Raw genomic sequence first — 14,163 nt, forward strand, 5'->3', positions numbered from 1 at the left:
ACGCACGTCAAAGCGGCAGCAGGAACGCCGGATATCGTCCTAACCGCGCAGGCGGGAGTGCTAAACATGGCGCGGGTGGCATTGGTTACGGGCGGTACCAGAGGCATTGGGGCCGCCATATCGCAAGCGCTTCAGACGGCGGGCTACCGGGTAGCTGCCACCTACGCCGGAAACGCCGAGGCGGCCAAGGCCTTCATGAACCGAACGGGCATCTCGTCCTATCAATGGGACATTGGTGATTTCGATGCTTGCGCCATCGGAGTGAAGTCCGTTGAGACCTCGCTCGGGCCGATCGACGTTCTCGTCAACAATGCCGGGATCGTTCGTGACGCGACGCTCCACAAGATGAGCAGGACGCAATGGGATGCCGTGATCCGCACCAATCTCGACGGTGCGTTCAACATGTGCCGGCAGGTCATCGACGGCATGCGTGCGCGACGATATGGTCGAATCATCAATATCTCGTCGATCAACGGACAAAAAGGCCAGTTCGGTCAGACCAACTATTCTGCGGCGAAAGCCGGCGAGCTTGGGTTCACCAAGGCATTGGCGCTGGAAACGGCGCGCCTCGGAATCACGGTCAACGCCATCTGCCCGGGCTATATCCATACCGAGATGCTGGATGCTGTGCCGCGAGACGTTCTGGAGAAGAGCATCCTGCCGCAAATTCCGGTCGGCCGTCTTGGACAGCCAGAAGAGATTGCGCGCGCCGTCGTGTTTTTGGCGGCAGAAGAGGCGGGTTTCATCACCGGATCGACGCTGTCGATCAATGGCGGTCAGTACATGATCTGAAGGTCGCCCGCCTATCGCTTTCAACTCGCCAAGACGCTCACTCCCGGGCCTTACAGAATCGAAACTGCGAGGCGCTTGGCAATCTCCGCGGAGACGAGATAAGCGGCCGCGATAGCGAATATCGTCGCCACGAGTGCGGCAGAAGGAGCGGTAAAGCCGAATAGGTGTGCCCATGGGCCGAGCGCAAGTCCCTCGCCCAAGATGAGGGCGCCGAAGGACGTTGCGATCAAGATGGCGTGGGGGCGGATTGCGCGCCACGGTCTCCGGCGAGACCTGATTACGAAAATCACCAGGATCTGCGTCGATATTGATTCCACGAACCATCCGGTCTGAAACAGTGCCGCGTCGGCTTCAAATAGCTTGAGAAGAACGGCAAAGGTGACCACGTCAAACACGGAAGAGACCATTCCCATCACGATCGTGAAGCGAAGGATCTCTGCCATGTTCCAGGTTTCCGGTCGCGCGACGTCTTCATGGTCGACCTCATCGAAAGGAATGCCAACTTCGGAGAGGTCGTAGATCAGGTTGTTCAACAGAATCTGCAGGGGTAGCAGTGGCAGAAACGGAAGAACGATCGAGGCCAAGGCCATCGAAAGCATGTTGCCGAAGTTGGAACTTGTTCCCATTCGGACATACTTCAGGATGTTGGCAAACGTCCTGCGGCCTTCGCGCACGCCGGCCGCAAGGACTGAAAGGTCGGCAGCGAGCAGGATCATGTCGGCGGCTGCGCGGGCGACTTCGGTCGCGCCCGTGACGGATATGCCGACATGGGCTGCGTGGATCGCCGGGGCGTCGTTGACGCCGTCTCCCATGAAGCCGACCACATGGTTGCGATGGCGGAGTGCGGCAATGATCCGTCGCTTCTGATCAGGATCGATGCGGGCAAACAGATCGATATTATCGACCCGGGCCGCGAGCGCTGCATCGGTGAGCCCGGAGATCTCAACTCCGGTCATGACACGATCCGACTGAAGACCGACCGAACGAGCGACGTGAGAGACGACGGCGCCATGGTCACCCGAGAGTATCTTTACTGCTATGCCCAGCGAGGTAAGAGCTTCAATGGCTGAGGCTGCATCCTGCTTCGGTGGATCAGCGAAGACACAGAACCCAATCATTGTCAGATCCGCCTCGTCGCCAATGGCAATCGTCTGCTGTGCCGGAGAAATGGATCTGACGGCGACAGCTAGAAGCCGAAAGCCGTCCCGGGCATATCGGTCCTGAATATCGCCCATTCTTTTCTGCCAGGCGGAGTCGAGCGGATGGGCCAGACCATCGATGTCCACGGCGACGCAGCGGGCTAAAATGGCTTCCGGAGCCCCTTTTGCGATCAAAATGTGTTCGTCGCCCCGTGCCACCAGGACCGACAGGCACCTCCGCTCGAAGTCGAACGGTACTTCCGAGAGTCGAACCCAGCCATCTATGCCGCCGTCTTTCGCTGAGAGTATCGCCCGGTCGAGCGGACTTCTGACCCCGGCTTGGAAGGTGCTGTTGAGGTACGCGAGGCGCAGAATGCGATCACTAGGTCGCCCTCTCGGATCGACATGCGCGTCAAGCGTGATTGTGGCGTCCGTCAACGTTCCCGTCTTGTCCACACAAAGCGTGTCCATCGCGCCAAGATCGTGAATGGCCGACAGTCGCTTGACGATAACCTTTCGTTCCGCCATGCGCAGAGCGCCTCGGGCGAGCGTTACAGTCATCACCATGGGCAGCAGTTCGGGTGTCAGGCCGACGGCGAGTGCCACCGCAAACAAGAAGGACTCCATCGCAGGACGTTGCGCGACGAGATGCGCCATCAATACGAACAGGGTGAGAAACAGTGTAAGCCGAAGGATCAGCAGTCCAAGCTTTCGGACACCCTCCTCGAGCGATGTTGGCGGCACGTTGGCTGCCAGTGCTGCAGCGATCGCACCAAATCGCGTGCCGCTTCCGGTTTTCACCACCATCATCTCGCCGCTTCCGCCGACAGTGCTGGTTCCGGCGAACAGGGCATTCGTTGCTTCTGCTGGCATGGCCGCGGAGCAGGGGGCATTCGTCTTGAAGGCCGGAAACGGTTCGCCCGTCATCAAGGCCTCATTGACCTGCAATTCATGGGCGTCGAGGACGATGCCATCGGCAGGTATGAGGTCACCGATGCGGAGTTTCACGATGTCTCCGGGGACGAGCGACGTCACCGGTATCGTAACGTCTTTGCCATCCCGGACGACGTCGGCTTGAATGGCGACCGATTCCCGCAACGCGTCGGCCGTCAGTTCGGCGCGATGTTCCTGAACGATGTCCAACGTGAGGGACAGAGACAGCACGGTCGCGATGATTGCGAAACTGCCAATGTCGCCGCTTAGCCCAGATACGAGCGCAGCCGCCAGCAGCATCGCAACCAGGGGGTTCCAAAGGCGTTGGCCGAGTTTGTGCAGGACCGAGCGGCGTTGAGAGGAGTCGGCGCGGTTCGCGCCGAAGATCGCCAGGCGCCGGTCCGCTTCGACCTGCGATAGCCCGTTCGGACCGGACCCTAGCGCGCGGCAGAGGACGTCACTTGGTGCTTGCCAGAATTCGGCAGCGGCCAAAGCGTCGGCCGCGCTGGGCTGCTCGATCATCGAAGGCCTCGCCGAGCCGTTGGTCACTAGGCCAGGAAGGTAAGAGGCAGCTCAATCTCCGAGTTGATGCAGCTCAATTCGTTCCCGGACAACGCGGTTAGCTTGCGTGGGGCCAAAGGAGTTCACCATGTCGCCTCCAGCATCCGTCGGCCGTATTCCGGTTGCTTCAAATTCTGACCGGATCCTCGTCGAGCCCATGGCTATCGAGGCACAGACGACAGCGCAGCCGTCCAGCTCCGATGCCGCGGTCGATGACATCGATCGATCCTTCCACGCGGCGCTGGCGCGGTTGACCGGCGGGGTCTCGCCGGCAGCGCTGGCCTTAGCTTTTGCCGATTGGCAGCTGCACCTTCTGGCCTCGCCGGGCAAGCAGGCCAGTCTTGCCGGCCGGGCGATCCAGAATGCGTTTGACCTTGTCGATGCCATGGTACCGAGGCATGCGGTATTCAAGCCTTGGTCCGTGATCCGGCCGCTGGAGAACGATCGCCGTTTCACAGGACCCGATTGGGAGCTGCCATCCTTCAATCTCCTGGCCCAGGCTTTCCTGCTGAACCAACAATGGTGGCATTCGACGACGACCGGTATTCACGGACTGGCCCATTCGAACGCGGCGATCGCCGACTTCGCGCTTCGCCAATGCCTGGATACGGTGGCGCCGACGAATTTTGCCGTCAGCAATCCTGAAGTTCTGCGCAAGATCATGGAGACCGGCGGCGGCAACTTCGTCTATGGCCTGCACAATTTTGTCGAGGATTGGCAGGCCCTGCTCGCTGGCGCAAGGCTCAGGAGCGATCAGACCTATGTGGTGGGTAAAGACGTTGCCATCACGCCCGGCAAGGTCGTCTATCGCAACGAGCTGATCGAGCTCATCCAGTATTCCCCGACGACGCCGACCGTGCGGCCCGAACCCGTTCTGATCGTGCCTGCCTGGATCATGAAGTATTACATTCTCGATCTGACGCCGCGCAATTCTCTCGTCCGTTACCTGGTCGAAAGCGGCTTCACTGTCTTCATGATTTCGTGGAAGAACCCAACGCCACAGTATCGCAATTTCGGTCTCGAAGATTACCGCGAGCTCGGAGTGGATGCCGCGATCACGACCATCAACTCGCTTCGGCCTGGACAGGCGATTCACGCCGCCGGCTATTGCCTCGGCGGTACCCTGTTGTCGATCGCGGCGGCCCGGCTGGCCCGCGAGCGGCCCGACTGCCTGCGAACGGTGACGTTGCTCGCGGCGCAAACCGATTTCACGGAAGCCGGCGAGCTCACCTTGTTCATCAATGAAAGCCAGGTCGCGTTCCTGGAGGACATGATGTGGCGGCAGGGGCTGCTCGCAACGGCACAGATGGCAGGGGCCTTTCAGATGTTGCGGACAAATGACCTGCTTTGGTCGCGCGTCGTGCGGGACTATCTGGTCGGAGAGCGGGCCGCGCCAAGCGAGCTGATGTCGTGGAACGCCGATGCCACGCGCATGCCCTACCAAATGCATTCAGACTATTTGCGGCGCCTGTTCCTCAACAATGATCTCGCCGAGGGACGCTATCAGGTCAATGGCAGGCCAGTCTCGCTCGCGGATCTGCACATACCGATGTTTGTCGTCGGCACGTTGCGCGACCATGTCGCGCCGTGGAAGTCGACGTACAAGATGAACTTCCTTGCCGATGCAGACGTCACCTACGTTCTGACGAGTGGCGGACACAACGCCGGCATTGTCGCACCGCCAGGCGAAGAGGGGCGCAGCTACCAGGTGCGCACAAAGAAGGCTCATGATCCGTATCTCGGTCCGGACGAATGGATCAAGTGCGCGCCGTCTCACGAAGGATCGTGGTGGACGGAGTGGACGCGATTTCTCGCCGCGCATTCCGGTCAGTTTGTTCCGAGCTCGTTGGCGGCAGATTCGGGACAGAAGAGCGCGGCCTCGGATGACGCGCCGGGCTCTTACGTGCTCGAGCAGTAGACGCGGGGGTCACGGCTGCAAAACCGCCGCGCCAGTCAGCTTGCCCGCCCTCAGACGGGCAAGCGCTTCATTGGCCTCGACGAGCGGGAATACCGTCGTGTGCGTCTGGATATTGATCTTTGCGGCGGCGGCGAGAAAATCGATGCCGTCCCTTCGCGTGAGGTTCGCGACCGATACGATCTGCCGTTCGCCCCAAAGGATACGATAGGGGAACGTCGGAATGTCGGACATATGAATGCCGGCGCAAACAACGCGACCGCCCTTGCGCACCGCGCGCAGGGCAAGCGGCACCAACGCTCCGACCGGCGCGTAGATGATGGCGGCATCGAGTTCGGTCGGCGGAACGTCCTCTGAAGCGCCGGCCCAGTCGGCGCCGAGCGAAAAGGCAAGTTGCCGCGCTTCCTTGTCGTCGCCACGGGTGAAGGCGTAAACTTTCCGTCCCTGTGAGCGGGCCATCTGCGCGACGATATGGCCGGCCGCGCCAAAGCCATAAATGCCGAGCGTCTTGCCGTCGCCGGCCATCACAAGGGATCGCCAGCCGATCAGCCCGGCGCAGAGCAGGGGTGAAAGGGCGGCGTCCTCGCCGTGCTCGCCGAGTGGAAAGCAATATCGGGCATCGGCGACGAGGTGGCTGGCAAAGCCGCCATCGCGCGTGTAGCCGGTGAATTCAGGGCGATCGCACAGATTTTCCTTGTCGGTGCGGCAATAAAAGCACTCACCGCAGGTGAAGCCGAGCCATGGAACACCTACGCGCATGCCCAGCTCCAGCTCGTTGACGCCCGCACCGAGTGCATCGATGCGGCCCACGACTTCATGCCCCGGGATAATCGGATAGGAAATGTCGGGTAACTCGCCATCCACCACGTGCAGGTCAGTCCGGCACACGCCGCACGCGCTGACCTTGACGCGGACCTCGCCGGGGCCGGGGACCGGGTCGGGTCGTTGCTGGAATGTCAACCGCTCGCCGCGCGCGGAGAGAACCATCGCGTACATGTCGCATTCCCGCGGCTCGTCGTGCGTCGTCCGGTCTTGTCTCGCCGGATCTGGAAGTCAGTGTGCGCCGTTCGCTACGCCAGCGCAACATCCGACTTCCCACAGGTTCTCGGCGCACGAGGATGAATCAGGCGTCGAGATTGTGCAGGCGCTGGCGGTTGCGCAGCACAATCTGGCGGGCGCCAGAGAAACCGAGAATGCCCTGAGCGTGCAGCTGTGACAGCGCGCGGGACACGGTCTCGAGGGTGAGGCCGAGATAGTCGCCGATGTCGCGGCGGCACATCGGCAGTGCCATCATGCCCGCGACGGCGAGACGGCGGTCCATTTCGAGCAGAAAGGTTGCGACGCGCTCCATCGCGGTCTTGCGTCCGAGCAGCAGCATGTGGTTTTCGGCGTGGCGCAGCTCCGAGGCGGTCATTGTCCAGAGCTTGTGGGCGACCTGGGCGTCGGTGCCGGAGGCCTTCTCAAGGCTCGCGCGCTTCACCAGGCGCACCGTGGTGTCGATGATGGCCTCGGCGGCGAGCCGATGGCTGGCGCCGGATTCCAGACCGAACACGTCGCCGGGAAGGTGAAAGGCGCCGATCTGGCGGCGGCCGTCGGAAAGAAGCTTGTAGCTGCGCACCGCACCGGTGATGACCTGGTAGACATATTCGGCCGGCTCATCCTCGCCGTAAATCTCCTCGTCCTTGCGGTACGAGAATTCGGTGGCGACAAGGCCGACATGGCCGGTGATCGCGCCGAGCCGATCGGCGACGGGATGGAGGGTAACGGCAACCTTGCTGCCGCTGATCGGAGTGTTGATTGCCTTGGTGTCGAGTGACTGGGTCAGCATCTGAGCCATCTCCGTTGTGATGACCGATGCTTACGTCGGAACGAGGCGCGGGAAAATTTCGAACGATATCTTAAGGGGCTCTACTTACGTAGAATCCCGCAGGTCAGCCTAAGGTGCTTCTGATGGCGACCGCACGCATGATGCGCGGCGGCCCAACTGCCGATGTTGCCGATCTCCGCCATTTTGTCTTCCGCTGCGCGCCATCCGCTAGGGGGGTGCAACAGGCGGCTTCCGCAGGCTCTTGACTGCGATCGCAACTAGCGGCGTGAGAAGCGGGAGCAGGCCGCTCAGCGGGTGGTGGATCGTTCCCGTCACTTGAGCGTGGAGCGCGCGCGCCTCGAGCTGAATGGCTTCGATTGCTGCACCATGGATTTCATTGGCGAGCTCGATCTCGCGTCCTGACGGCGGCCGCCTCGCGACGAGGAACAGCATTGCCGCGATGCCGAAATTGATGGTGCCGAGAACGGCCGCCGCGACGATTGCGCTCCAGATCTGGACCAGGGCGAAATAGGCCGACAATTCCAGCATCAGCAGACCGAAGGTGGCGATCAGCGCTGCGAAAGTCCGCAGGCCGAGCCCGATCAGGAGGTGCCGCAGTCTGATGTCGGCGATGATCCTGTCGGTGCGCCAGAGCACGCGCAGGTGTTTGATGATATTTTCCGTAGCCACCTAGTGTCTCCTCAGCATGAATCCGACGACGACGCCAAGTGCGAACGCCGAAGCGAGCGACGCCGCCGGACGCTCTGCGAGGAGGCTATGGAGCTCCTCTTGCTCCTCGCTGACGGTCTCGCCGAGTTCGGTCAGCGCGGCCTTGATCTGGTCGGCCAAGGCCTCGACACGGTCTTCCGGCGCATTGAGCGTCTGCTCCCCGGCCTTGTTCAGCAGCTGCGTAACATCGATCTTCATCGCGTTCAGTTCGTCGGTCATGCTGCCGGTGTCGAACATTGGCGGCCTCCATTGAATGGAAGAAGCCTATGCGAGCCGGTTCGTGAGCGATTGATTTGCGTCAACGGCGTGTTCCCGGTTTGACGCAGGTCAATCCAGGTGCGTGGCGGCGACCTAGAAACCTAGACGGATCAGGAGCGATCCCGTGAGGATGCAAGCGTGAACTCGGAACCAATGCTGCTGACGACGCCGTCTGGCGACGGGCTCGAACTGCGGCCCGAGGGGTCATGGATCGCCGCCAACGTGTCGAGGCTCGAAGCGCTCTCTCTAGCGGCAAGAGCGGCTGTCGATCGATCGAAGGCAGTGACGCTTGATATGGCCGGTGTCAGCGAACTCGACACGCTCGGCGCCTGGCTTCTGGAGAAACTGTCGCGTCGGGCAGAATCCTCCAGCCGATCGGTCGAGGTGGTCGGAATAGCCGACAATTTCGCCGGCCTGTTGGACGAAGTGCGTCAGGTCAACCGGCACAATCCACTGCCGACACCTATGCCCAACCCGGTTCTGCACGGGCTGCACGATCTCGGCAAGTCCACGGTCGATGCGCGGGAGGACATCAGGATCTTCCTTCAGATGCTCGGCGCACTGTTCATGTCTGTGGCGGGGGTCCTACGCCGCCCGCGGTCGTTGCGGCTGACGTCACTGGTCTACCAGCTCTACCGCATCGGCTGGCAGGCGATCCCGATCGTCATGCTCATCACTTTCCTGATCGGCGCGATCATCGCGCAGCAGGGCTTTTTTCATTTCCGCCGGTTCGGCGCGGAGTCCTACACGGTCGACATGGTCGGCATCCTCGTGCTGCGCGAGTTGGGCGTGCTGATCGTTGCGATCATCGTCGCTGGCCGTTCGGGAAGCGCATACACCGCCGAGCTCGGTTCCATGAAGATGCGCGAGGAGATCGATGCGCTCTCGACCATGGGGCTCGATCCGGTCGACGTCCTGATCCTGCCGCGGGTGGCCGCCCTCGTGATTTCATTGCCGATCCTCGCCTTCATGGGCTCGATCGCGGCGCTCTATGGCGGCGGGCTGGTCGCGCAGTTTTACGGCGACATGGGCCCGGCAATCTACATTGCGCGCCTGCATGAGGCCATTTCCGTCACCCATTTCGAGGTCGGCATCCTGAAAGCGCCGTTCATGGCGCTGGTGATCGGGATCGTCGCCTGCAGCGAGGGATTGCGCGTCAAAGGCAGCGCCGAATCGCTTGGCAGGCAGACGACGACCTCGGTGGTGAAGTCGATCTTTCTGGTGATCGTTCTCGACGGCCTGTTCGCGATCTTTTTTGCCTCGATCGGAATGTGACGATGTTGGATTCAGTGCAGGAGCCTGCGATCCGCGTCCGTGACCTCGTGGTCGGCTTCGGTCGGCAGACCGTGCTGGACAATCTGTCGCTTGACGTCCGCCGCGGGGAAATCCTGGGACTGGTCGGAGCGTCCGGCGGCGGCAAGTCGGTCCTGATGCGCACCATCATCGGGCTCGTCCCGCGGCGAGGGGGCACTATCGAAGTCATGGGACAGCCGATCGGCAGTGCGCACGACCGCAGCGCACATGGCGCGGCCGGCACATGGGGCATCTTGTTCCAGCAGGGCGCGCTGTTCTCCTCGCTGACGGTCCGGCAGAATGTCCAGTTCCCGCTACGCGAAAACCTCGTCCTGTCTCAGGATCTGATGGATGAAATCGCGATCGCTAAGCTTGAGATGGTTGGGCTGCGGGCGGAGGACGCCGACAAATATCCGTCCGAGCTGTCCGGCGGCATGACCAAACGCGTTGCGCTGGCACGCGCCCTGGCGCTCGATCCGCCGATCCTGTTCCTGGACGAGCCGACCTCCGGTCTCGATCCGATTGCGGCCGGTGACTTCGATGCCCTGATCCAGACCTTGCAGAAGACCCTGGGGCTCACTGTGCTCATGGTGACCCATGATCTCGCAAGCTTGACCACAGTCTGCGACCGCGTCGCGGCGCTGGCCGACGGCAAGATCGTGGCGATCGGTCCGATGCGCGAACTTCTTCAATCCGAGCATCCCTGGGTGCGAGCCTATTTCCACGGCAAGCGTTCCCAGATGCTGCAACCCCACATGAGATGAGACATGGAAACCCGCGCTCCCCATGTGTTGATCGGCGCCTTCGTGCTGGCTGCGATCCTTGCGGTCTTCGGCTTCGTCTATTGGCTGAACAATACGGGCGGCATTGGGCCTCGCACGACCTATCGGGTACAGTTTCAGGGGCCGGTGCCCGGCCTCCTGGTCGGCGCCGGCGTGTTGTTCAACGGCATCCGCGTCGGAGAGGTCACAGAACTGGGTCTCACCCAGGACAATCCGCGTTTCGTCAATGCGACGATTTCGGTCGCGTCTGCGACCCCCGTGCGGGCCGACACGAGGGTTGGCCTCGATTTCCAGGGGCTGACCGGCGTGCCGGTGGTGGCGCTGGAAGGCGGCACGAGCGTCGCCAAATCGGGCGAGGTAGTGACCTTGATCGCCGACGCCGGGGCGGGGCAGAGCGTGACCCAGGCCGCGCGCGATGCGCTGCGGCGGGTTGACACTGTACTAGCTGAGAACTCTGGTCCGCTGAAGGATACGATAGCCAATGTTAGGACCTTCTCGGACGGACTGGCGCGCAACACAGGCAAGCTCGACGGCATCGTCGCGGGGCTGGAAAGAATGACCGCGGGCGGAGCGCAAGGTCCGAAGGTCACTTATGATCTACATGCTCCAAGAGATCTCGGATTGGCAGGAAAGGCCCTGACCGCATCATTGGCGGTTCCGGAGCCCACTGCCGTTGCAATGCTGCAGACGCAGCGCATGTTATTTGCCCCGGGCTACGACAATGCGGGCTTTGCCGATTTCCTGTGGGCCGATAGCGTTCCAAAGCTGCTACAGGCGCGGCTGATCGACAGCTTTGAGAATTTCGATATCGCACATGCTCCCTTGCGTACCGCCGATTTGAGCCAGGCTGACTACCAGCTCTTGATCGATATCAGGCGCTTTGGCATCTCCACGGACACCCCGCAGGTCGAGATCGAATTCTCCGCGAGGATCGTTGACAAGGAGGGCAAGGCAATAGCATCCCGGTTGATGGAAGCGAACGAGAAGCTCGAGAAGATCGAGCCAGCCGCCGCAGTCGCGGCATTCGATGTCGCATTCGCACGAATCGTGAAGAGCCTGATCAGCTGGACGGTATCATCAGTGGTGAAAACCTAGCTCGCTCTCCGCGGATAGGGCGAGCGAAGTCCACCACAATTCGTCGAGACAGACCAACCACGGAAGGATGCGAACAACCACCCGGACACGTGCGTCAGCCGAACCATAATCGTAGAGCGTCCAGTGCACGACCTCCGATGACAGCCGCTGCCAGGGCTGGGAATGCGACGCTTGTCTTGATGAGGATCAATTGGTTGGGCTGGACGAGGCTTAGCTTGGCGGGCAAGGAGAACTCAGATGGCCATCAAGGACGTCTTTTTGCCGCTGGTCGATGAACCCACCGCCCCGGCGCTTGCTGCAATCGAGAAATGCGTGGCCGTCGCAGCCCATCTAGGCGCGAGGATCACAGCGGTTGCAGCTGAACAAGACATAGTGGCGCGACCGAAAGTGGTGATCTCCGCCGACCTGGACAATGCCGCAGAAACTGAAGCCTTTCGCAGTGTCACAGATGCGAGAAGTCTTCTGAAGGCGTTCGAGAGCGGCGCTTCGCGCGTCGGGGTCCGGGCCGAAAGCCGTTTGCGTAAAGTTGCGCCACAAATGGTTGCGCCGGTCCTGGCAGAATGCGCAAGATTCAGTGATCTCACGTTGATACCCGTCAAATCACACGACAGCCGGACGGAAGCAATCGTCGAGGCGTTGCTGTTCGAATCCGGTCGTCCCCTTCTCCTCTGTCCCGAGGACCGCGCGGGCGAATTGCGGCCGACCTTCGACGATGTCATGATCGCCTGGGACAGTTCGGCGCGTGCGGCTAGGGCAGTCGGTGATGCATTGCCGATCCTTCAGGAGGCGAACTCGGTTCGGCTGGTCACTGTCACGGATGAGAAGAGCGATGCCATCATGCAGTCCGGAGCGCAGGTGCTCGATCACCTCAGGGAACATGACGTCTCTGCGGAATTTGAAACCGTGCCGATCGACGGTAGCTCGATCGGCAAGGTGCTCGCGAACTGGGCACACCTTAACGGGATCGACATTATCGTGATGGGGGCCTACCGCCATTCTCGGCTCAACGAGAACATCTGGGGCGGCGTCACCAAGACCATCCTCGGCAAGCCGCCGTGCTGGGTTATGATGTCGCATTAGGGCGCATTGCCTCACTAAAAATGTTACCGGACAACTTTCCTGTCGTGTCTGGGGCGGAGCTGCCGAATCAGTTCGGTGGCGGGTATGGCAGGGAAGATCAGCATGCGCGCAAAGCGCGAGATCACATCAGCGCTGGTGGAGCGTTATCGGGCGAGCGGACGGCTCGAGAAGGCACGGATCCTGGACGAGCTGTGTGCCCTTACGGGATGGCATCGTAAGCACGCGATCCGAGCACTGTCGGTGGACGGGGCATCGGGATCGGCCGTGCCGCGGCGACGGGGCCGCAGTTACGGAGCTTCCATTCGCGTTGCACTGATTGTGCTCTGGGACGCCTCTGACCGGCTCTGCAGTAAGCGGCTCGTCGCGATGATCCCGTTTTTGCTTCCGGCACTTGAACGGCACGGCAGATTGAAGCTTTCTGCCGATGAGAGGTCGAAGGTTTTGAAGGTGAGCGCGGCGACGATCGATCGCCTGCTGAGCGACGTAAAGATCGCAGCAGCCGGAGGGCGCCGACGGCGGGCGGGCTTTTCTAGTGCCGTACGGCGGCAAGTCCCGGTGCGTACATTCAATGACTGGGGATCACCTCCGCCGGGGTACTGCGAAGCGGATCTGGTTGCGCACGGCGGCATGTCCGTATCTGGCGCGTTCATTCAGACGCTAACAATGGTGGATATCGCAACGGGGTGGACCGAATGCTTTCCGCTCGTCGTGCGTGAAGCAGCTCTTGTGATCGAAGCTCTCGAGCGGGCGCAGAACCTATTTCCCTGGCCCATTCGGGGGCTAGATTTTGATAACGACAGCGCCTTCATGAACGACACGGTCGTGTCGTGGTGCCGTTCTCACGACGTCGAAGTCACTCGTTCCAGGGCCTACAAGAAGAACGATCAGGCATTCGTTGAACAAAAGAACGGAGCTATCGTTCGCCGCCTGGTGGGCTACGGGCGGTTTGAAGGCATTGATGCCGCTCGCTCATTAGCTCGCCTGTTTGCTGCGGCACGGCTGCACATCAATTTCTTCCAGCCCTCGTTTAAGCTGAAGGAGAAGCACCGCGAAGGTGCCAAGATGATCAAGCGCTATCTTCCTCCCGCTACGCCGTACGAAAGAGCATTGGTCCACCCGAGGCTCAATGAGGCATTCAAAGGTCGGCTGCGGGAGATTTACCGGACGCTTGATCCGGTGGCATTGCTGGCACAAATGCGGGACGCTCAGAATGAGCTGGGTAAGCGCGTCGATCAACGGGCTGGAAAGCCAGCGATGACTGTCGCGCAGGGGCATAGCGACTTAGCGGCCTTTGCCCGAGAGCTCGGCGACGGTTGGAAACAGGGTGAGCAGCGGGGCATTCATCGTCGTCGCTATGTGCGGCGCAAGCCTGTGCCACGTCGGCCATCGATGCTCGACCCCTACATTCCCATCATCGAGGAATGGCTCGCCGCGGCTCCGCACTTGTCCGCGGTCGATCTTCTCTCCCGGCTGGAAGCGCATGCGCCCGGTCGGTTCAGCGGCCATCAGCGGCGCACGGTGCAGCGATTGGTCAAGAATTGGCGATCAAAGGCCGCTCGACAGCTCATCAGCAGCACAGAGATCACACTATCGGGCCAAGCTTCGTGCCTTAGTATTTAAATCCTTACAGGTTCTTTCGCCGAAGCACCGCAAGCCGCTCGCTCGCTACGGCGCTCTGTAGGGCGCGCTTCGCGAGCAGCTTGCTCCGACTCGCGGCAGCCGATCCAGAAAAACACCAGGGTGCGCTTCGGTAACATTGTCATCTGAGGCAATATGTAG

12 protein-coding genes are annotated in these 14,163 nt (G+C 61.3%); 7 read left to right on the forward strand and 5 right to left on the reverse strand.

What is annotated here, in order from left to right; all coding sequences use genetic code 11:
- The first annotated feature begins 66 nt into the window (after positions 1–66).
- Complete coding sequence (phbB, locus tag ACVW16_RS27720; protein WP_456738320.1) at positions 67–792, forward strand: acetoacetyl-CoA reductase; 726 nt, start codon at positions 67–69, stop codon at positions 790–792.
- A gap of 50 nt (positions 793–842) precedes the next feature.
- Here phbB and mgtA read toward each other — a convergent pair whose 3' ends face one another.
- The gene (gene mgtA / locus ACVW16_RS27725; protein WP_456737935.1) at positions 843–3,386 is read right to left on the reverse strand and encodes a magnesium-translocating P-type ATPase; all 2,544 of its coding nucleotides are present in this window, start codon (positions 3,384–3,386) and stop codon (positions 843–845) included.
- Positions 3,387–3,513: 127 nt separating this feature from the next.
- On the opposite strand from mgtA, the gene ACVW16_RS27730 reads away from it, so the two are divergent.
- Positions 3,514–5,343 carry a PHA/PHB synthase family protein gene (locus tag ACVW16_RS27730; protein ID WP_456737936.1) on the forward strand — a complete coding sequence of 610 codons (1,830 nt, stop codon included), beginning with the start codon at positions 3,514–3,516 and terminating at the stop codon, positions 5,341–5,343.
- A gap of 9 nt (positions 5,344–5,352) precedes the next feature.
- Here the strand turns inward: ACVW16_RS27730 and ACVW16_RS27735 are convergent, their stop codons facing one another.
- The 4 genes from ACVW16_RS27735 to ACVW16_RS27750 form a co-directional block, all read right to left on the reverse strand.
- Complete coding sequence (locus ACVW16_RS27735; RefSeq protein ID WP_456737937.1) at positions 5,353–6,336, reverse strand: zinc-dependent alcohol dehydrogenase family protein; 984 nt, start codon at positions 6,334–6,336, stop codon at positions 5,353–5,355.
- A 127-nt stretch (positions 6,337–6,463) separates the two neighbouring features.
- The gene (locus tag ACVW16_RS27740) at positions 6,464–7,168 is read right to left on the reverse strand and encodes a helix-turn-helix domain-containing protein (RefSeq protein WP_456738471.1); all 705 of its coding nucleotides are present in this window, start codon (positions 7,166–7,168) and stop codon (positions 6,464–6,466) included.
- A 207-nt stretch (positions 7,169–7,375) separates the two neighbouring features.
- Positions 7,376–7,837 (reverse strand): phage holin family protein, encoded by a 462-nt coding sequence (locus tag ACVW16_RS27745; protein ID WP_456702221.1) that lies wholly within the window; start codon positions 7,835–7,837, stop codon positions 7,376–7,378.
- The gene (locus ACVW16_RS27750; protein WP_456702222.1) at positions 7,838–8,113 is read right to left on the reverse strand and encodes a hypothetical protein; all 276 of its coding nucleotides are present in this window, start codon (positions 8,111–8,113) and stop codon (positions 7,838–7,840) included.
- A 159-nt stretch (positions 8,114–8,272) separates the two neighbouring features.
- Between ACVW16_RS27750 and ACVW16_RS27755 the strand changes: the two genes are divergently transcribed.
- The 5 genes from ACVW16_RS27755 to ACVW16_RS27775 all read left to right on the forward strand — a co-directional run bounded on the left by ACVW16_RS27755 (position 8,273) and on the right by ACVW16_RS27775 (position 14,004).
- Positions 8,273–9,409, forward strand: a complete 1,137-nt coding sequence (locus ACVW16_RS27755) for an MlaE family ABC transporter permease (RefSeq protein ID WP_456737939.1) — start codon at positions 8,273–8,275, stop codon at positions 9,407–9,409.
- Positions 9,410–9,411: 2 nt separating this feature from the next.
- Complete coding sequence (locus tag ACVW16_RS27760; RefSeq protein WP_456702224.1) at positions 9,412–10,191, forward strand: ABC transporter ATP-binding protein; 780 nt, start codon at positions 9,412–9,414, stop codon at positions 10,189–10,191.
- 3 nt (positions 10,192–10,194) lie between these two features.
- Positions 10,195–11,304, forward strand: a complete 1,110-nt coding sequence (locus ACVW16_RS27765) for an ABC-type transport auxiliary lipoprotein family protein (protein WP_456737940.1) — start codon at positions 10,195–10,197, stop codon at positions 11,302–11,304.
- A gap of 237 nt (positions 11,305–11,541) precedes the next feature.
- On the forward strand, positions 11,542–12,384 hold the full coding sequence (locus tag ACVW16_RS27770) for a universal stress protein (RefSeq protein WP_456737941.1): 843 nt from the start codon (positions 11,542–11,544) through the stop codon (positions 12,382–12,384).
- Positions 12,385–12,468: 84 nt separating this feature from the next.
- Positions 12,469–14,004 (forward strand): DDE-type integrase/transposase/recombinase, encoded by a 1,536-nt coding sequence (locus tag ACVW16_RS27775; RefSeq protein WP_456701696.1) that lies wholly within the window; start codon positions 12,469–12,471, stop codon positions 14,002–14,004.
- Positions 14,005–14,163 lie beyond the last annotated feature (159 nt).

The sequence above is a fragment of the Bradyrhizobium sp. USDA 4474 genome (assembly GCF_054057515.1).

Bases quoted from the DNA above. Each gene is read 5' to 3' on its own strand.
- phbB (WP_456738320.1), top strand. From the start codon at position 67: ATGGCGCGGGTGGCATTGGTTACGGGCGGTACCAGAGGCATTGGGGCC.
- mgtA (WP_456737935.1), bottom strand. From the start codon at position 3,386: ATGATCGAGCAGCCCAGCGCGGCCGACGCTTTGGCCGCTGCCGAATTC.
- ACVW16_RS27730 (WP_456737936.1), top strand. From the start codon at position 3,514: ATGTCGCCTCCAGCATCCGTCGGCCGTATTCCGGTTGCTTCAAATTCT.
- ACVW16_RS27735 (WP_456737937.1), bottom strand. From the start codon at position 6,336: ATGTACGCGATGGTTCTCTCCGCGCGCGGCGAGCGGTTGACATTCCAG.
- ACVW16_RS27740 (WP_456738471.1), bottom strand. From the start codon at position 7,168: ATGCTGACCCAGTCACTCGACACCAAGGCAATCAACACTCCGATCAGC.
- ACVW16_RS27750 (WP_456702222.1), bottom strand. From the start codon at position 8,113: ATGTTCGACACCGGCAGCATGACCGACGAACTGAACGCGATGAAGATC.
- ACVW16_RS27760 (WP_456702224.1), top strand. From the start codon at position 9,412: ATGTTGGATTCAGTGCAGGAGCCTGCGATCCGCGTCCGTGACCTCGTG.
- ACVW16_RS27765 (WP_456737940.1), top strand. From the start codon at position 10,195: ATGGAAACCCGCGCTCCCCATGTGTTGATCGGCGCCTTCGTGCTGGCT.
- ACVW16_RS27770 (WP_456737941.1), top strand. From the start codon at position 11,542: ATGGCCATCAAGGACGTCTTTTTGCCGCTGGTCGATGAACCCACCGCC.
- ACVW16_RS27775 (WP_456701696.1), top strand. From the start codon at position 12,469: ATGGCAGGGAAGATCAGCATGCGCGCAAAGCGCGAGATCACATCAGCG.